This is a genomic window from Altererythrobacter litoralis (assembly GCF_036324225.1).
GTDB classification, from domain to species: Bacteria; Pseudomonadota; Alphaproteobacteria; order Sphingomonadales; family Sphingomonadaceae; genus Erythrobacter; species Erythrobacter litoralis_A.
Window position 1 is genome coordinate 186,106 of the sequence record NZ_JAZDQV010000003.1, and the last position, 17,094, is coordinate 203,199.

Sequence of the window (17,094 nt, forward strand, 5' to 3'; positions counted from 1 at the left end):
TGGCAGTTCCGCCGAAGCTGTTCACGCCGCCGGTTCACACGCGCACATGGTTGCATGAGGAACGATCGCCTGCCCTGTCGCTTGATAAGGCAGGCAGGCGGCCCATGTCGCCGCACTTGCGGGAGCGCGCATGAACGATCCTGACATCATCATGGGGGGCGAAAGCGAGTCGCTGACCTCGCCCGAGATTTACGTCGAGGTCGCGCGCGAAGGGATCGAGGAGATGGGTCGGCCCTCGGCCTCGCTGTTCTGGTCGGCCATTGCGGCAGGCTTTCTGATCTCCTTCTCGCTGCTGCTGAAAGCAGTGCTGCATCACGAGACCGCCGATCTTCCGGCGGGCCATGCGATCGAAAGCCTGGGTTACGCCATCGGCTTTATCCTGGTGATCTATTGCCGCCTGCAACTGTTCACAGAGAACACGATCACCCCGGTGCTGCCGACCATCGCCAACCCGTCCGCGCGCAATGTCGGCAATCTCGGGCGGGTGTGGGGCATCAGCCTGCTGGCCAATTTCATCGGTACCGCGATCATGGCCCTGATGTTTGCCAAAACGCCGATGGTAACGCCTGAAACGCTGCAATCGATGCTCTCGATCAGCCAGGAAGTGGCCGACCTCAGCTTCACCGAATCGCTGGTGAAAGGGCTGCCGTCAGGCCTGCTGATCGCCGCGCTGGTGTGGATGCGGCCCAGCTCGGGCGAAAGCTTCCTGGGGCTGATCCTGCTAGTGACCTATGTCATCGCCGTGGGCGGCTTCACCCATGTCGTGGTGGGATCTTGCGAGATCTTCCTGCTGGCCTGGACCGGCCAGGGTTCGCTCGGCGAAATGATGCTGACCAATGTGCTGCCCACGCTGATCGGCAATGTGATCGGCGGAACCGTGCTGTTCGCGCTGATCGCCTGGGCGCAGATCCGGCGCGAGCTGAAGGCAACCGTCAGCCGCTTGCATGACGAAGCGGACGCGGGCAGCCGCCGCATGTAACGAAGCGATATCCTTGGGAGGACCAGAGAGATGACTTGCCTTAGCGCGCAATTCCGCCAGTTCGGCGGCCCCGAAGTGATCGAATGGGTGGAAGGCGAGATTCCCGCACCCGGGCCGGGCGAAGTGCTGATCGAACACAGCGCGATCGGGCTGAACTTCATCGACACTTATCACCGCACCGGGCTCTACCCGATCGAACTGCCGAGCGGGCTGGGACTCGAGGCGGCCGGGCGTATCATTGCGCTGGGCGACGGCGTGACCGGCTTCGAAGCGGGCGACCGCGTCGCCTATATGGGGCCGGGGCTTGGCGCCTATGCCACGCATCGCGTGATGCCCGCCGATGCGCTCTACAAACTACCCGGCGACATTCCTGACGATACCGCGGCTGCCGCGATCCTCAAGGCCGCGACGGTCGAAGCGCTGATCGAACGCTGCGCCCATGTGAAACCGGGCGACATTGTGCTGGTCCATGCCGCGGCGGGCGGCGTGGGGCTGCTGATGGTGCAATGGCTGAAGGCGATCGGGGCGCAAGTGATCGGCACCGTCTCGTCGCAGGCCAAGGCCGACATCGCCTTTGCGGCGGGCTGCGACCATGTGATCCGCTATGACCGCGACGAGATTGCCCCTGGCGTACGCGAATTGACCGATGGTGCAGGCGTGCCGGTGGTGTTCGACGGGGTGGGCAAGGACACTTTCGTCGCCTCGCTGGACAGCCTCAGCCCGCGCGGGCTGCTGGTCAGCTTCGGCAATGCCTCGGGCCCGGTCGAAGGCGTGAATCTGGGCACATTGGCGCAAAAGGGCTCGCTCTTCGTCACGCGCCCCACGCTATTCCACTATTACGCATCACCCGAAGATCGCGCGCTCGGCATCGCCCGGGTCTGGAGCATGCTGGGCAGCGGCAAGGTCGAAATGACGATCGGCCAGACCTATCCGCTGTTGGAAGCGGCGCAGGCGCATCGCGACCTCGAAGCGCGCAAGACCACCGGCTCGACCGTCCTGATCCCCTGACCGGCCAATCCGGCCGGGCTATGCGTCAGTCGGAATCGCCCGCCACGCGGTAGATCAGGTCGGTGAGATAGGTCGGCGCTCCATCGGGCGCTTCGCACCAGCCGGTGAGATACCAGCGCCCGTCGACCTGTTCCCACAGGCTGAGCACATGGTTCCAGCCGGACGTGGCCTTGCTGGCATGGCGATGAGGCATGCCGCCCGCATCGAGCGCATCCTCGCGGTAGTCGATGCGCCATTCCATCCGAGCGCTGACGAGCCGCGCCGGGCCGGGTATCCCGAGGTCGAGCACGCCGTGGAATTCGAGCGATACGCTGTCGTGCAGCTTCTCATTGCTGCGCCAGTAAGCCAGCACGCCGGGGAATTCGGTGAACAGCTCGCGCATGTCCTCCGCCTTGTAGAAGCGGAAATGGTCGTGCCGCCAGAAATCGGCGATGCCGTCGGTCGCCACACGGCTCCATGCCGCGGCATAGGCTTCGAGCTCTTCGGCCAGATCCTCAGCCATGCTTCGCCTCCTCTTCCAGGCTGGCGGCCCAGTCGCCGAACAGCGGCCGGAACTCGTCGACGCGGATTGATTGCCACACGCCGACCGAGAAATAGGGGATCGCTTCGAGCTTGGCGCGCGCGTCGCTTTCGTCCACCGCTTTGATGACCAGCAGCGACCCGACGATCTTGTCGCCCTTCACCATCGGCCCCGCCACCGCGAAATCCTTGCCATGTTCGGCGAAGTGCTCGATCAGCGCGTCATGGCTGTGCTCGCGGAAGATCGCGCTGTGCTCGCCATCGCGGCAGTAGAAGGCGAACAGCTTCTTCATTTGAAGTTCGGCTTGCGCTTCTCGAGGAAGGCCTGCGAGCCTTCTTCGAAATCCTCACGCCCGAAGGCGGCGTCGAACATGCCCAGCGTCATCGAATCGTCGGCCACCTGCCCGTCAAGCACGCGGCGGACGAAGGACTTGTTCTCGCGCGCGGAGAAGGTCGAGGCCGCGAGAATCTGTTCGATCAGCGCATCGGCGCTGTCAGACAGGATTTCGACCAGCCCGATCCGCAGCGCCTCTTCCGCATCGAGCAGTTCGCCGGTGAACAGGATCCGCTTGGCCTGCCCCGGGCCGACGAGGTCGGTCAGCAGCTTCACGTCGTGCAGCGGATAGACCAGCCCCAACTTGCCCGGAGTGATGCCGAAACGCGAACGCTTGGTCGCGACGCGAATGTCGCAAGCCAGCGCCAGTCCGCAGCCGCCGCCGATGCAATCGCCATCGATGAAGGCAACGGTCGGCAGATCGACCCGCGCCAGCTCGTACTGCACCCGGTTGATCTCGGCCTGGTTGGCTTCGCGCCAGCCCATATTGTCCTTGTTGGCGAGCATTTCCTTGATGTCGGCGCCCGCCGAAAAGGCGCCCGCGCCATCGGCGGCGCGCAGTTCGAGCACGCGGATCGCCGGATCGTCCTCCGCTTCGGCGATCAGGCTGGGGAAGGCTTCCCACATCGCCATGTTGATCGCATTGCGCGCGTCGGGCCGGTCGATCACCAGCCGCGCTACCGCGCCTTGCTTTTCGAGGCGTAGGTTCATGACAAGCACTCCCTATTGGCTTCACCCAGCCCGGGCACCGGGCCCGGCGTCCAACTGTCTCCCGCGAACCGGATCGACGGGGCGATGTGATGCCCGCCGCCTTCACTTTCGACCCATAGCTGCCGTTCGGCAATATGTAGTTCGTCGAGCGCTTCGCGGAAATCGAGCACGGGCGAGAAGGCGACATCCTTGTCGGCAAACCAGCTGACCCATTCGTCGCACGTGCGGGTAGCGAAGGTCGTGCGCAGGAAGTCGATCAGCTCACCCTGTTGCCCCGCCGGAGCTTCGGCGAAGGGGAGCAGGTCTCCACGGCCAAGCGCATGCAGCAGGTTGCGCGCGAATTTGATCTCGCGCCCGCCCAGCACGACATGCTTGCCGTCCTTCGTTTCATAGACCTGGTAGAAGCCCGCCCCGCCAAGCGAACGCTGCTCCGCCGATTTGGGGCTTGGCCCGCCAGCGATCGCGCTGCCTGCAGTGTGGACGCACCACGGCAGCAGGCTGTCGAACATGGCGCAATCGATATAGGCACCTTCGCCCGTGCGGTCGCGGCCCACCAGCGCCATCAGCACCGCCGACAGCGCGGTAAGGCCCGCGGCCATGTCGCTGCTGGCGACGCCGGGCACCACCGGCGCGCCGTCGGGCCCGTCATTGACGCTCAGGAAGCCCGCCATGGCCTGCACCGCCATGTCATGCGCGGGGTGATGCGCCAGCGCGCCTTCCTGCCCGAAGGCGGAGATCGAGCAATAGACGATATCGGGCTTGAGCGCCTTGACCGCTTCGTAATCGAAGCCGAGCCGCGCCATCACGCCGGGGCGGAAGCCCTCTACGAATACGTCCGCGCGGCGGCACAGCTCGCGCAAGTGCGCCTTGCCTTCCTCGCTCTTGAGGTCGAGCGTCACGCTCTGCTTGCCGCGGTTGAGATTGGCGAACCACACCGAATGTTCGGCACCGCCATAGCTATCGAACGGGGCCTGTTCGCGCGCCGGATCGCCCGCGGCGGGTTCGACCTTGATCACTTCGGCGCCCTGGTCCGCCATCATCACCGTCATCATCGGACCGGGCAGGAATTGCGTCAGATCGACTACCGTAATGCCCGACAGTTTGCCCATGATGGCTGCTTTTCCCCTTCGCTACCGGCATGCCGCTGCAGTGCAGTCCGGCAATCCGGACAGCACGTTAGCCGATTTTTCGGGCGACGGGATGCTCTTTGTTGGGAGGGGCGCGGTGACCCCCGATCGCGATCAGATCACGAAGTCGAGCGGCTGGGGCAGCTTGCTGCGATTGACGATCATCTTGCCGTGCAGCGTTTCGATCTGCTTGCTGCCGGTCTTGACGAACAGGAATGGCAAGAGGCCGTGCAGCATGCAGGCGAGCCCGCCCAGCACCATCCGCACGCCGAAGCCGGTGGCATGCACCAGATGCTCGCCATAGGTTTCGCCCACCGATGCGGGATGTTCGGTGAATGCTTTCGTGATCGTGCTGCGATCCATTGCCTGTCTTCGAGCCCCCTGTTCGGTCCTGCGCAGCTGGATAGCACGCCGCGAGCGCAATGAAATCCCAAAGATTGATGGAAAATCTCACAATTTTGGGATAAACACACTGTCTATGACTATTCATCATGAACTTGATACCAAGGATTGGGCGATTCTTGCATTGCTGCAAGCTGATGCCTCGCTCCCGGTGCAGGCCATTGCCGACCGCGTCGGCCTGTCGACCAATCCCTGCTGGCGGCGGATCAAGCGGATGGAGGAGACAGGCGTGATCGCGCGCCGCGTGGCGCTGGTCGATCCGGCGCGGGTCGGCTTCGCCACCACCGTGTTCGTCGCGATCCGCACCAGCAGGCACGACGGCGAATGGCTCGCCGCCTTCCACGAAGCGATCACCGGGATCGAAGAAATCATCGAATGCCACCGGATGGCGGGCGACATCGACTACATGCTCAAGCTGAGGGTGCGCGATATTGCGGATTACGACCGCATCTATCAGCGGCTGATCCGGCGCGTGCCCGGCCTCGCCGACGTCACCGCTAGCTTTTCGATGGAAGAGATGAAATACACTACCGCGCTGCCGCGCCCGGCCTGAGCAGGGTCAGCCGATCAGCGTCACCGATACGAGCAGCGCAGTGGCGAATGAGGCCAGCGTCGCCGCCATCACCGGCACCAGCGGCCGCCACCCGGCTTCGATCAGCAGCAAGAGCTGCGAGCGCATCGCGGTGGCGGTGACCGCCAGCAGCAGCAGGAATTTCGATGCGGCCAGCCCGCCCTCTGCAAAGCCGTCGGGCATCGGCGCGAAACTGTTCAGCACCACCAGCAGCAGGAAGGCGACGATGAACCACGGCAGCGAAATCCTCCGCCATGCGGGCCGCGGGCCAGCTTCCCCGCGCCCTGCCTCACCCAGCCAGAGCGCCACCAGCGCTACGACGGGAGCGAGCAATGCCACGCGTGCCAGCTTGATGATCGTCGCCTGCGCGCCTGCCGCATCGGAAATCGCAAAGCCGCCGCCGATCGCCTGTGCGACATCATGGATCGAAGCGCCGACGAGATAGCCCGCCTGCGCATCGTTCAGGCCCAGCGTCTCGGCGATGAGCGGGTAGAGCGACAGCGCCAGCGCGCTCGCCAATGCGATGCCGACCAATGTGATGGTGAAGCGCGACTGGTCGAGCCGGTCGCGCCCGATCACGCCATAGAGCGCCAGCGCTGCGGACGCGCCGCAGATCGCGGTCGCGCCGCCTGCCAGCACGCCAGCGTAACGCCCCTGCCCGACGATCCGCGCGCCGAGCAGCGCAGCACCGAAGGCCGAAGCCATGATCGCCAGCAGCCCGGCAAAGGGCAGCCAGCCGATCCCGCCGATCTGGGCCAGCGTCACCTGCATGCCCAGCAGCACGATGCCGAACCTCAGGAAATGGCGCGCGGCAAAGTCCAGCCCCTGCCCCAATGCCGGATGTTCGGACAGGAAGTTGAGCGCCAGCCCGATCAGCAGGCCCAGCAGGATCGCGGGAAAGCCATAATGCTCGGCCAGCCACATGGCGGCGAGCGCAGCGATCAGGCATGTGACCAGCCCCGGCGCCAGCGTGCGCGGCGTCGCAGCGACCGGAGGTTCGACCTGCTGCGACTGGTAGATCTCTCCGAACAGGTCGCCAGCATAGAGCGCGGGTTCGGGATCGCGCCTTGTCATGCGATCAATCCGGGCCTGACGCGGGTCGGCTTGCAATCGAGCATGGTCTCTCCACACCTGCTGCCCATGCAGCTCGGCGGAACAATCTCCGCACAATCCGCCTGTTAGCGGCTGGTGTAGGCCGCCTCAAGGCGGCTGCTCGATCAAGCAAAGTTCTGCCCACTTGATTACAAATGAAACCGGGTCCAGATCGCGCACCAAAGCCAGCCCTTGCGGAGTCGCCTTACCTTGTCCCAGCATCAACCGCTCGACCGTTCGCCACTGCGCAGGGCCTATCGCGCCGAAGAAGCCTCCATCGTCGAACAGCGTATCGCCGAAGCCGCGCCGGTCGCGCAGCGCCATGGCGAGGCAGCTGCGCTCGCCGCCAAGCTGATCGCCGGGGCCCGCAAGACCAAGGCAAGCGGGATCGACGCTTTCCTCCATCAATACGGGCTCAACACCGAGGAAGGGATCGCGCTGATGTGCCTCGCCGAGGCACTGCTGCGCGTGCCCGATGCCGGGACCGCCGACGCGCTGATCCGCGACAAGATCGGCGAGATCGACTGGAGCGAACACCTTGGCGAAAGCTCTTCCACTTTCGTCAATGCCGCCACCTTCTCGCTGATGCTCACCGGCGAAGTGCTCGACCCGCCCGAAGCGCACCAGCGCGGGATGGGCGCCACGCTCAAGCGCACAATGAACCGGCTGGGCGAGCCGGTGGTGCGCACCGCCACGCTGCAAGCGATGAAGATCCTCGGCGGGCAATTCGTGTTCGGCCGCACGATCGACGAAGCGCTCGATCGCGCCGCGCCCGAAAGCAAGCGCGGGTTGTCCCACAGCTTCGACATGCTTGGCGAAGCGGCGATGACCTTTGCCGATGCCGAGCGCTATCGCCAGGCTTACGACACCGCGCTTGATGCGGTCGCGCGAGTGGCGAAGGGCGGGGTCGCTGCTTCGCCCGGCATTTCGGTGAAGCTTTCGGCGCTGCACCCCAAATACGGTTTCCTCCACGCCGAAGAGGCGCGCGCCGCTCTGGTGCCGATGCTGCGCGAGCTGGCGATCAAGGCGCGCGACGCCGACATCCACTTTACCGTCGATGCCGAAGAGGCCGAACGGCTCGAACTGTCGCTCGACATCATCGAGGATCTCGCCGCGGATGACGCGCTGTTCACCCGGCCTGATGGTTCGGCCTGGGAAGGCTTCGGCCTCGCGATCCAGGCCTACCAGAAGCGCGGCGTGCCGCTGTGCGACTGGGTAGCAAAGCTGGCGCGCCGCCACGGGCGCCGCTTCTTCGTGCGGCTGGTCAAGGGCGCCTATTGGGATAGCGAGATCAAGGCAGGCCAGGTGGGCGGCCACACCGATTACCCCGTGTTCACGCGCAAGGTGGCGACCGACGTGTCCTATCTCGCTTGCGCCGCGCGCCTGTTCGAACACAGCGACGTGATCCTGCCCGCCTTTGCCACGCACAACGCCTATACCATCGGCGCGGTGAAGGCATTGAGCGGCGGCAAGCCGTTCGAGTTCCAGCGGCTCCACGGCATGGGCGAAGAGGTCTATGATGCGCTGGCGAAGTCCGAAGGCAATGATCGCACGCGCGTGCGGGTCTACGCCCCGGTCGGGGGGCACAAGGAATTGCTCGCCTATCTCGTCCGGCGGCTGCTCGAAAACGGCGCCAACACCAGCTTCGTCAACCGCATGGCCAACAGCGAAGTGCCGATCGAGGAAATGACCGGCGACCCGGTGGCCGAACTCGCCGCGCTCGAACCCAAGCGCAATCCTGCCATCCCGCTGCCCGCCGAAATCTTCGGCGCGCGCCGCAACAGCGCCGGGGTCGACCTCTCCGATCCGCTGGTGCGCGAGCCGCTGCTTGAGCAGCTTGCCGCGCTGGCCTCGAAGCAATGGACCGCGGAACCCGCTTTCGGCGCGGGCGGTGCGCAGATCGGCGTGAACTCGCCGCACGATTTCGGGCAGCGGGTTGGCACCGTCACCTATGCCACCGCCAAGGGGATCGCCGAAGGCGTCGAGGCTGCACAGGCGATCCAGCCGGGCTGGGATGCGCTGGGCGGCGAAAAGCGCGCGCTGCTGCTCGAAGCGGCAGCCGACCTGTTCGAAGCGCATACGGCGGAATTCCTGTCGCTGTGCCAGCGCGAAGCCGGAAAGACGCTGGTCGATGCCGTGCTTGAGCTGCGCGAAGCGGTCGATTTCCTGCGCTATTATGCCGCCGAGGCGCGCCGCCAGTTCTCAGTGCCGCTGGTGCTGCCGGGGCCGACCGGCGAAGAGAACCTGCTGCGGCTGCACGGCCGCGGCGTGTTCGCGACCATTGCGCCGTGGAACTTCCCGCTTGCGATCTTCATCGGCATGGCCGCGGCAGGGCTGGCGGCGGGCAATTGCGTGCTGGCCAAGCCGGCCGAACAGACTCCGCTGATCGCCGCGCTGGCAGTGAAGCTGTGCCATAAAGCAGGCATCCCCGACGACGTGCTGCAATTGGTTCCCGGAGACGGCGCCGTGGGCGCCGCGCTCACCGCGCATCCGGGCGTATGCGGGGTGGCCTTCACCGGCTCGACCGCGACCGCACAGGCGATCAATCGCAGCCTGGCCGGGCGCGACGGCCCGATCGCCACGCTGATCGCCGAGACTGGCGGGCAGAACGCCATGATCGTCGACAGCTCCGCCCTGCCCGAACAGGTCGTGCGCGACGTGCTGGGAAGCGCCTTCCAGAGCGCGGGGCAGCGCTGCTCCGCGCTGCGCGTGCTTTACCTGCAGGAAGACGTCGCCGACAGCATGCTCGAGATGATCCGCGGCGGGTTCGAAGCGCTGCATGTGGGCGATCCCACCCTGCTCGAAACAGACGTCGGCCCGGTGATCGACGCCGAAGCCAAGGCCTCGCTCGATGCGCATGTTTCGGCGATGCGCGGCGCGGGCCATCCTGTGTGGCAGCACACTCTGCCCGAGGCTTGCGCAAAGGGAACCTTCGTTGCCCCGGCCATCATCCAGATCGACGGTATTGCGCAGCTCAGCAAGGAGAACTTCGGGCCGATCCTGCATGTCGCGCGCTTTGCCGCAGGCGAGATGGAACGCATGGTCGACGACATCAATGCCACCGGCTTCGGCCTGACGCTGGGGCTGCACAGCCGCATCGCAGCGACCCGGCGCATGGTTGAGGCGCGGGCGCGGGTGGGCAATTTCTACGTCAACCGCAACCAGATCGGCGCCGTGGTGGAAAGCCAGCCCTTCGGCGGACAGGGCCTTTCCGGCACCGGACCCAAGGCTGGCGGCCCGCACTATCTCGCGCGGTTTGCCACTGAACGGGTGACTTGCGTCGACACGACCGCTGCAGGCGGCAATGCCAGCCTTCTCGCCGGCTGAGGCTGGCTGAACGGCAAAGAACGGGGGATACCGCGCGCTTTCGCTTGCCCCCGCCGCGCCCATGCGGAATCACTCTGCGCATGGCGATTCTTTCCGACAAGTGGATCCGCGACAAGGCGCTCAGCGAAGGCATGATCGAGCCTTTCGTCGAAGCGCAGCGCCGCGAAGGCTGCATTTCCTATGGCTTGAGCTCATATGGCTACGACGCGCGCGTGGCGGACGAGTTCAAGATCTTCACCAATGTCGACAGCGCGGTGGTCGATCCAAAGGATTTCGCCGCCAACAGCTTTGTTGACCGGCAGACCGACGTTTGCGTGATCCCGCCCAACAGCTTCGCGCTGGCGCGCACGGTGGAATATTTCCGCGTGCCTGAAGACGTGCTGGTGATCTGCCTGGGCAAGAGCACCTATGCCCGCTGCGGTATCATCGTGAACGTCACGCCGCTTGAGCCGGGCTGGGAAGGCCATGTGACGCTGGAGTTTTCCAACACCACGCCGCTGCCCGCGAAGATCTATGCCAATGAAGGCGCCTGCCAGTTCCTGTTCCTGCAGGGCAATGAGCGCTGCGAGACGAGCTACAAGGACCGCGCCGGCAAATATATGGGCCAGCGCGGCGTAACGCTCCCCCGGCTATGAGCGCCAGGGGATGAGCATCGCCCGCTTCCCCTTCTGGCGCGTGGTTCCCAAGGACGGTAGCAGCCAGCGGAGCGGCGAATTCATCCTTCCTGTCATGCCCCCGGCCACCGCCGGGCCGGACGGTGCGCCGCACATCATGGGCGGGGTCGCGCTGGCGGCGATCGTCGACGCGATGCAGCTCGACAGCGAATTGCCGCTGCTGTGGGCGCATGTGCAGTTCCTCGGGCCGACGCAGCATGCGGAAGAGCTGGTGCTGCAAGTCGAGCAATGCGGCGGCGGGCAGGCCGTGGCGCAATATGCCGCGAGCGCCCACGTCAACGGCCGTCCCACCCACCGGGCCAGCGGGGCGCTGGGTTATCGCGAGCCCTATGAGCAGGCGCTGTTCGCGCAAATGCCCGAAGTGGTCGGCCCCGATGACGCGACGCCGGTCGAGATCAGCCATTCCTCGCCCGGCGGGTTGCCCGACCAGTTCGAATATCGCGTCGCGCTGCATGACGAGCGGCGCGGCATCCATGCCGTCTGGACCCGCTCGCGCGCCGATTTCGCCATCGACGCGGGCTGGCTGGCGATCATTTCCGACCTGTTCCTGGGCGCGCACCCGGCCTCGCGCGGCGGATCGAGCCTCGATGCCATGTTCCGCTTCGTGCAGGGCGCCGATCCGGGCTGGGTACTGTCCGTGACCGAATTCGCCGCGTTCGAACGCGGCACTGTCCATGGCTCGGCACGGCATTTCGCTGAAGACGGGCGACTGCTGGCGATTTCGAGCCAGACCGGGGTGCTGCCGCGCATCCCGCGGGGAGATTTGGGATGACCACACCTTTGTTCGATCAATGGCGCAGCCGTTCGCCGAATTACGACGAGACCCACGTAGCCGTGTGCGACAGCGTGCGTACCTTCGTTACCCGCGAGATCGTGCCGCATGTCGACGAGTGGGAAGCCGCGGGCCAATTGCCGCGCGAGCTGCACCGCAAGGCGGCTGAAGCGGGCGTGCTGGGGCTGGGCTATCCCGAGGAATATGGCGGCAGCGGCACGCTGGAACAGCGCGGCTTCGACATCTTCCATTCGCTGGTCCAGTCCGAAGAGCTATGCCGCCCCGGCGCGGGCGGCATCCCTGCCTCGCTGATGACGCATGGCATCGGCCTGCCGCCGATCCTCGCGGCGGGAAGCGAGGAGATGAAGCGGCGGATCGCGCCGCAAGTGCTGTCGGGCGAGAAGATCATCTGCCTGGGCATTACCGAGCCGGCCGGCGGGTCCGACGTCGCCAACCTCAGGACGCGGGCGGAGAACCGCGGCAGCCATTATGTCGTCAATGGCGCCAAGACGCTGATCACATCGGGCATGCGCGCCGACTACATCACGCTGGCCGTGCGCACCGGGGGCGAAGGCATGGGCGGAGTCTCGCTGCTGTTGGTCGAAACCGACCGCCCCGGCGTCAGCCGCACGGCCCTGCAGAAAATGGGCTGGCACGCTTCGGATACCGCAACGATCCATTTCGACGATGTCGAAGTGCCCGCCGAGAACCTGATCGGCCCGGAGAATGCCGGCTTCGGCGCGATCATGCGCAATTTCAATGGCGAGCGGCTGGGCATGGCGCAGCAGGCGGCTGCCTTTTCGCGGCTGTGCTTCGAGGACGCGCTCGACTGGGCGCGCAGCCGCGAAACCTTCGGGCGCCCGCTCGCGACCCGCCAGTCGATCCGCCACAAGCTGGCGCGCATGCTGCAGATGATCCAGGCGACGCAGGCGATGATCGACCATGCCGCATGGACCGTGCGTGCTGGCAAGCCCTTCCCAGGGGACTTCGCGCTGCTCAAGGTGCAGGCCACGCAGACCATGGAATATTGCGCGCGCGAGGCGTGCCAGATCCTGGGCGGGGCCAGCTTCGTGCGCGGCGGCCGGGTCGAGCGAATTTATCGCGAAGTGCGCGTGATGGCGATCGGCGGCGGTTCCGAAGAAATCATGTACGACCTCGCCAGCCGCCAGTTCGGATTCTGAGGCCCGCGAGGGCGGGGCACGCGATCCTTGGCTGCAGGGAGCCGATAGCTGCCGACATCTTCATTGCATGTTCATTATTAGAGTGGCACTCTAATTAAATTGAAGCAGGGGAGATTCGACCCATGAGGAAAAATGTTCGCAATGCGCTCGTCCTGATGGCCGTGGCGGTGCCGATGACTGCGGTTGCCGCCGATGAGAGCCAGCTGGGTCCGACCATCCTGAGCCTGGAGATCGAGAAGCCGATCCCGCCCGGCAATCTGAGCCTCAAGAACGTCTCGACTTCCAAGGTAGCGAGCAGGCGCGAGCTGGTCGTGCTTGGCGCCAATCCGCGCTTCACCGTCTCCGCCAAGGCCTATTGCAAGCCCGGCGCCAAGCTCACTTCGCTGCAGGTGTTTCTCGGCAAAGTGCTGATCCACAACAATACGCCCTTGCCGTTCGCACCCTGGGCCCAATCGGCCAAGCAGAACCAGGTCGTGGGGATGGGCGGGGTAAGGGTCGATATCCCGGTCACACTGCCTGTGACCCGCCGCGATACCAAGGCGGCGGTGGATCTCACCTTCAACCCGGTGCTGGCCTATGAGTTCATGCTCGATCGCTTCGTGGAAAAGGGCCACACCCCGGCGGAATACCTGCGCGAGACACAGGCTTTCGACATGAAGGTACCCTCAGCTTGGTCGCCACCTGCCGGATGGACAGCAATGCGGATTCGTGGATGGCTGGGAAGACCTATGCCGGTGTGTTCATGCGCGAAGTGCCGGTGACGGTGCTTTACGATGGCGATCCTGCGATCGTCGACGGGCCGGCCCCGCGTGCCAAAACCACGACGAAAAAGGCCGAAGGCGGGCCGCCGGTGCACAACCGCTAAGCCCGGCGGGCGAATTCAGTTCGACATTGCCACCTGACCTGTGCTGTTCTGGCTGCGGCCCGGACTCACAGATTCGGCAGCAATGGAGAGCATGAATGACCGCCAAAGCCGACCGCGAATTCGACATCATCGTTTACGGTGCAACCGGTTACACCGGTCGCCTGGTCGCCGAGTATCTCGGCAAGCATTATGGCGATCGAGCAGACGGCCCCAAATGGGCGATGGCCGGGCGCAGCCTCGACAAGCTCGAGGCGGTGCGCGATGCGATCGGCGTAGCCGAAACCACGCCGCTTGTGGTGGCCGATGCCGACGACCCGGCTAGCCTCGAGGCGATGTGCAACCGCACCCGCGTGGTCCTCACCACTGTCGGCCCGTACCAGCTCTATGGCGACGCGCTCGTCGCGGCCTGCGTCAAGACCGGCACCGACTATGCCGATCTGTGCGGCGAGCCGGTGTGGATGCGGCAGAAGATCGACGAGCATATGGAAGCCGCCAAGGCTTCGGGCGCGCATATCTGCTTCTCGTCCGGCTTCGATTCGATCCCCTTCGATCTCGGCGTGCTGATGGCGCAAAAGGAAGCGGTGAAGCGCTTCGGCAAGCCCGCGCCGCGGGTGAAGGGCCGTGTGCGCGGCATGGCCGGCGGCGCTTCGGGCGGCACGGTCGCCAGCCTCACCGAAACGATGAAGACGGTGGCCAAGCATCCCTCGCTGTTCGGAATCCTGCGCAGTTCGTTCGGCCTCACCCCCGGCTTCGAGGGGCCGGACCAGCCGTCGGGCATGATCCCCGGCTATGAAGAGAAGTTCGGCAAATGGGCCGCGCCTTTCGTGATGGCGCCGATCAACACCAAGAACGTCCACCGCACCAATTTCCTGCTCGGCCACCCGTGGGGCGAGGATTTCAAATATGACGAAATGGTTCTGACCAGCCCGGGCGAAGCGGGCAAGAAGTTGGCCGAAGGCGCGGTCGAGATGATGAAGAACCCGTTCGGCGCCAAGCCGCCCAAGCCGGGCGAAGGCCCGACCAAGGAAGAGCGCGAGAACGGTTATTACGACATCGCCTTCCTGGCCGAGATGCCCGATGGCCAGTCGCTGATCTATGGCGTGAAGGGCAAGTACGATCCCGGCTATGGCTCGACCAGCCGCATGCTCGCCGAAACCGGGATCGCGCTGCTGTCATGCGACAAGCCCGGCGGCGTGGGCACGCCCGGCTATTTCCTCGGCGAAGCGCTGGTCGACCGGCTGCAGCAGAATGCGGAGATCAGTTTCGCAGCGGAGGATTGACGCCGCGTTAGAATGAAAACCTGACGCTGGCCTTGAAATTCCGTCCCACCAGAGGGACGAAATCCTTGGTGAAGCTGGCGTGGCGACGCCCGGTCGCGTCGAAAACATTGTCGGCCCCAACCATAAGGGTGACGTTTTCCTGGCCCTGCAACGGGCGCCACGACAGCGACAAATTGACCAGCGCGAAGGAATCGGTCGGGGTTTCGAACTCCGCGACCTTGTCCTGCTTGGCGAACCATTCAACTTCGGCGCGCGCGTCGAAAGCATCGGTTTGCGCCTCGATCGCGCCCAGCAGGCTCAGCGGCGGGATGCGCGGAATCGCCGAACCGTCATCGAGCTTGGCGCGCACATATTCGCCGCGCAGGTCCGCCAGCAAGCGGTAGCCGTCGGCATCCACCAGCGGGAAGCTGAGCGAGCCCTCGACCCCGAAATAGTCGGCGTCGCTTTGTAAGTATTCGAACACCGGCAGGTCGTCTTCCTCAAGGCCGGTTTCGGACAGGTAAATGTAGTCGCTGAACCAGTTCTTGAAGACCGCGAAGCTCAGCGTCGCCGCGCCGATTTCGCCGCGAACGAAGCCCTCGAGCCCGATCGCGCTTTCCGTGCCAAGTCCCGGATCGCCCACTTCATAGGCCTGGGTGGCGATATGCGGCCCGTCCGAGAACAGCTCTTCGGCGCTCGGCGCGCGCTCGGCATGCGACAGATTGATCCCGGTTCGCAGCCCGTATTGCGGTTCGAACACCACGCCCAAAGCACCCGAGATCGCATCGAAGCTGCGCGCAATGCCGAGCGGCTGCGATTCGACCTTGGTCGTTTCATAGCGGGCGGCCGCTTCGATCTGCACCGGCCCGCTGCCGAATTCCTGCAGCGTGAACAGCGCGAACTGGTCGGTGGTGTTGGGCGCGACATAGGCCTCGGCGCCTTCGGCATAGAAGTCGCGATGGAAATACTGGCTGCCGACCGAACCGCGCCAACTGCCGGTGTCCTTCTGCGCCAGCTCAACCCGCGCTTCGAGGCTTTCGGAATCGAAAGTGGTGCCCACTTCGTCGCCTTCGAATTCGGTGTGGGTGTAGTCGCTGTAGCCAAGCCTTGCGATCAGCTTGGAGAAGGCGCCGTCGCCCAGCCCCAATTCGGCGCGCATATCGGCGCGGAGCTGTTCGAGGCCGATCGAGACGAGTTCCTCGTGATGGCCCTCCTCGGCTTCGGCTTCCGCATCTTCGTCGCCATGGGCATGGCCCGCGCCCGGGCGGATCGGGACGCCGTAATTCGTGTCGTACCAGCCCAGCGAGAAGCCGAGCGAATTGTCGCCATCGATAAAGGCGAAGCCCGCATTGGCGCTCCAGGTGCGGGTGGCGGTGTTGGGCAGAACGCCGCGCTGGTTGGCCGCTTCGCGCAGCTCGTCCGCCAGCTCCAGATGGCCCTCTTCTTCCTCTTCGTCCGCATCGGCGAGCAGGTCCGCGCGCAATTCCGGAGCGACTGCATATCCCGGGATCTCCATGTCGTTGGTGTCGCGCCAGCTGCCGCTGGCATGCACCACGAAGCGCTGGCCGAGCGGCACGTCGACCGATGCGCCGAATTCGGCGAGGTCGAAGGCCGAATCCCAGCTCGCCATCCCGTCGACATGGACCGGCTCGTCGGGCACGCGGCGCGGGATGCGCTTGTCGACCACGTTCACCGCGCCGCCGATCGCTTGGCTGCCATAGAGCAGCACGGCGGGGCCGCGCAGCACTTCGATCCGTTCCGAAGTCAGCGGGTCGATCGTGGTGGCGTGATCGACCGAAGTGTTGGAGACGTCGCTGGTCGAAAGCCCGTCAACCAGCACGCGTACGCGCTCGCCCTGGAAGCCGCGCAGGACCGGACGCGAGGCGCCGGGGGTGAAGCCTGTGGCGGAAACGCCGGGCAGCTTGACCAACACTTCACCGATCTGGCCGGCAAGGTTGCGCTGCAGTTCTCCGCCTTCGAGCACCGAAGTGCCCGCCAGCACGTCAAGCTGCTGCAGGCCGGTGGCGCTGACGACGATATTGCCTTGGTAGTCGACCCGGCGATCGTGCAAGTCGTCCTCGACATCCTGCCGTTGTTCAGACTGCGTTGCATCCTGCGTCAGGCTTTCCCCTTCAGCGAATGCCGGTTGGGAAGCGAAGCAAAGCGCCAGCACGCTGGCCGTGGCAAAGCGGGAAACATGGGGGGTGCGCGAAAGAACCACGAAAAGCCTCTTTGTGGGAAATGCGACCGGGAAAGCAATGTAATGATGTAAC

At 65.1% G+C, this 17,094-nt stretch carries 17 protein-coding genes; 10 read left to right on the forward strand and 7 right to left on the reverse strand.

The window, feature by feature from the left end:
- Positions 1 to 130 precede the first annotated feature (130 nt).
- Together VRS74_RS04590 and VRS74_RS04595 are read left to right on the forward strand one after the other, a co-directional pair.
- Complete coding sequence (locus VRS74_RS04590; RefSeq protein WP_354144062.1) at positions 131 to 979, forward strand: formate/nitrite transporter family protein; 849 nt, start codon at positions 131 to 133, stop codon at positions 977 to 979.
- A 30-nt stretch (positions 980 to 1,009) separates the two neighbouring features.
- Positions 1,010 to 1,987, forward strand: a complete 978-nt coding sequence (locus VRS74_RS04595; protein WP_354144063.1) for a quinone oxidoreductase family protein — start codon at positions 1,010 to 1,012, stop codon at positions 1,985 to 1,987.
- A gap of 25 nt (positions 1,988 to 2,012) precedes the next feature.
- On the opposite strand, the gene VRS74_RS04600 is transcribed toward VRS74_RS04595, so the two are convergent.
- The 5 genes from VRS74_RS04600 to VRS74_RS04620 all read right to left on the reverse strand — a co-directional run bounded on the left by VRS74_RS04600 (position 2,013) and on the right by VRS74_RS04620 (position 5,041).
- Positions 2,013 to 2,489: a hypothetical protein gene (locus VRS74_RS04600; protein ID WP_354144064.1), complete on the reverse strand. Its 477-nt coding sequence runs from the start codon at positions 2,487 to 2,489 to the stop codon at positions 2,013 to 2,015.
- A complete protein-coding gene (locus VRS74_RS04605) occupies positions 2,482 to 2,799 on the reverse strand; it encodes a YciI family protein (RefSeq protein WP_354144065.1) in 318 nt (105 codons plus the stop codon). Before VRS74_RS04605 ends, VRS74_RS04600 begins: the two co-directional genes overlap by 8 nt.
- On the reverse strand, positions 2,796 to 3,551 hold the full coding sequence (locus tag VRS74_RS04610; RefSeq protein ID WP_354144066.1) for an enoyl-CoA hydratase/isomerase family protein: 756 nt from the start codon (positions 3,549 to 3,551) through the stop codon (positions 2,796 to 2,798). The genes VRS74_RS04605 and VRS74_RS04610 overlap by 4 nt, the downstream gene beginning before the upstream one ends.
- Positions 3,548 to 4,660, reverse strand: a complete 1,113-nt coding sequence (locus VRS74_RS04615) for a CaiB/BaiF CoA transferase family protein (RefSeq protein ID WP_354144067.1) — start codon at positions 4,658 to 4,660, stop codon at positions 3,548 to 3,550. The genes VRS74_RS04610 and VRS74_RS04615 overlap by 4 nt, the downstream gene beginning before the upstream one ends.
- 132 nt (positions 4,661 to 4,792) lie before the next feature.
- On the reverse strand, positions 4,793 to 5,041 hold the full coding sequence (locus VRS74_RS04620; RefSeq protein WP_354144068.1) for a DUF6356 family protein: 249 nt from the start codon (positions 5,039 to 5,041) through the stop codon (positions 4,793 to 4,795).
- A 115-nt stretch (positions 5,042 to 5,156) separates the two neighbouring features.
- Here VRS74_RS04620 and VRS74_RS04625 point away from each other — a divergent pair, with 115 nt between their 5' ends.
- Positions 5,157 to 5,633 carry an Lrp/AsnC family transcriptional regulator gene (locus tag VRS74_RS04625; RefSeq protein ID WP_354144069.1) on the forward strand — a complete coding sequence of 159 codons (477 nt, stop codon included), beginning with the start codon at positions 5,157 to 5,159 and terminating at the stop codon, positions 5,631 to 5,633.
- 6 nt (positions 5,634 to 5,639) lie between these two features.
- Here the strand turns inward: VRS74_RS04625 and VRS74_RS04630 are convergent, their stop codons facing one another.
- The gene (locus VRS74_RS04630; protein ID WP_354144070.1) at positions 5,640 to 6,725 is read right to left on the reverse strand and encodes a YeiH family protein; all 1,086 of its coding nucleotides are present in this window, start codon (positions 6,723 to 6,725) and stop codon (positions 5,640 to 5,642) included.
- Between the two features lie 228 nt (positions 6,726 to 6,953).
- On the opposite strand from VRS74_RS04630, the gene putA reads away from it, so the two are divergent.
- The 7 genes from putA (at position 6,954) to VRS74_RS04665 (ending at position 14,842) form a co-directional block, all read left to right on the forward strand.
- Positions 6,954 to 10,070 (forward strand): bifunctional proline dehydrogenase/L-glutamate gamma-semialdehyde dehydrogenase PutA, encoded by a 3,117-nt coding sequence (putA, locus tag VRS74_RS04635; protein WP_354144071.1) that lies wholly within the window; start codon positions 6,954 to 6,956, stop codon positions 10,068 to 10,070.
- A gap of 80 nt (positions 10,071 to 10,150) precedes the next feature.
- On the forward strand, positions 10,151 to 10,705 hold the full coding sequence (gene dcd, locus VRS74_RS04640; protein ID WP_354144072.1) for a dCTP deaminase: 555 nt from the start codon (positions 10,151 to 10,153) through the stop codon (positions 10,703 to 10,705).
- A 10-nt stretch (positions 10,706 to 10,715) separates the two neighbouring features.
- Positions 10,716 to 11,516: an acyl-CoA thioesterase domain-containing protein gene (locus VRS74_RS04645; RefSeq protein WP_354144073.1), complete on the forward strand. Its 801-nt coding sequence runs from the start codon at positions 10,716 to 10,718 to the stop codon at positions 11,514 to 11,516.
- Complete coding sequence (locus VRS74_RS04650; RefSeq protein ID WP_354144074.1) at positions 11,513 to 12,697, forward strand: acyl-CoA dehydrogenase family protein; 1,185 nt, start codon at positions 11,513 to 11,515, stop codon at positions 12,695 to 12,697. Before VRS74_RS04645 ends, VRS74_RS04650 begins: the two co-directional genes overlap by 4 nt.
- Positions 12,698 to 12,819: 122 nt before the next feature.
- Positions 12,820 to 13,458 carry a hypothetical protein gene (locus VRS74_RS04655; protein ID WP_354144075.1) on the forward strand — a complete coding sequence of 213 codons (639 nt, stop codon included), beginning with the start codon at positions 12,820 to 12,822 and terminating at the stop codon, positions 13,456 to 13,458.
- On the forward strand, positions 13,410 to 13,562 hold the full coding sequence (locus tag VRS74_RS04660) for a hypothetical protein (RefSeq protein WP_354144076.1): 153 nt from the start codon (positions 13,410 to 13,412) through the stop codon (positions 13,560 to 13,562). Before VRS74_RS04655 ends, VRS74_RS04660 begins: the two co-directional genes overlap by 49 nt.
- A gap of 95 nt (positions 13,563 to 13,657) precedes the next feature.
- Complete coding sequence (locus tag VRS74_RS04665; RefSeq protein WP_354144077.1) at positions 13,658 to 14,842, forward strand: saccharopine dehydrogenase family protein; 1,185 nt, start codon at positions 13,658 to 13,660, stop codon at positions 14,840 to 14,842.
- A gap of 7 nt (positions 14,843 to 14,849) precedes the next feature.
- Here the strand turns inward: VRS74_RS04665 and VRS74_RS04670 are convergent, their stop codons facing one another.
- Positions 14,850 to 17,042, reverse strand: coding sequence for a TonB-dependent receptor (locus VRS74_RS04670; RefSeq protein ID WP_354144078.1), 2,193 nt, complete (start codon positions 17,040 to 17,042; stop codon positions 14,850 to 14,852).
- Positions 17,043 to 17,094 lie beyond the last annotated feature (52 nt).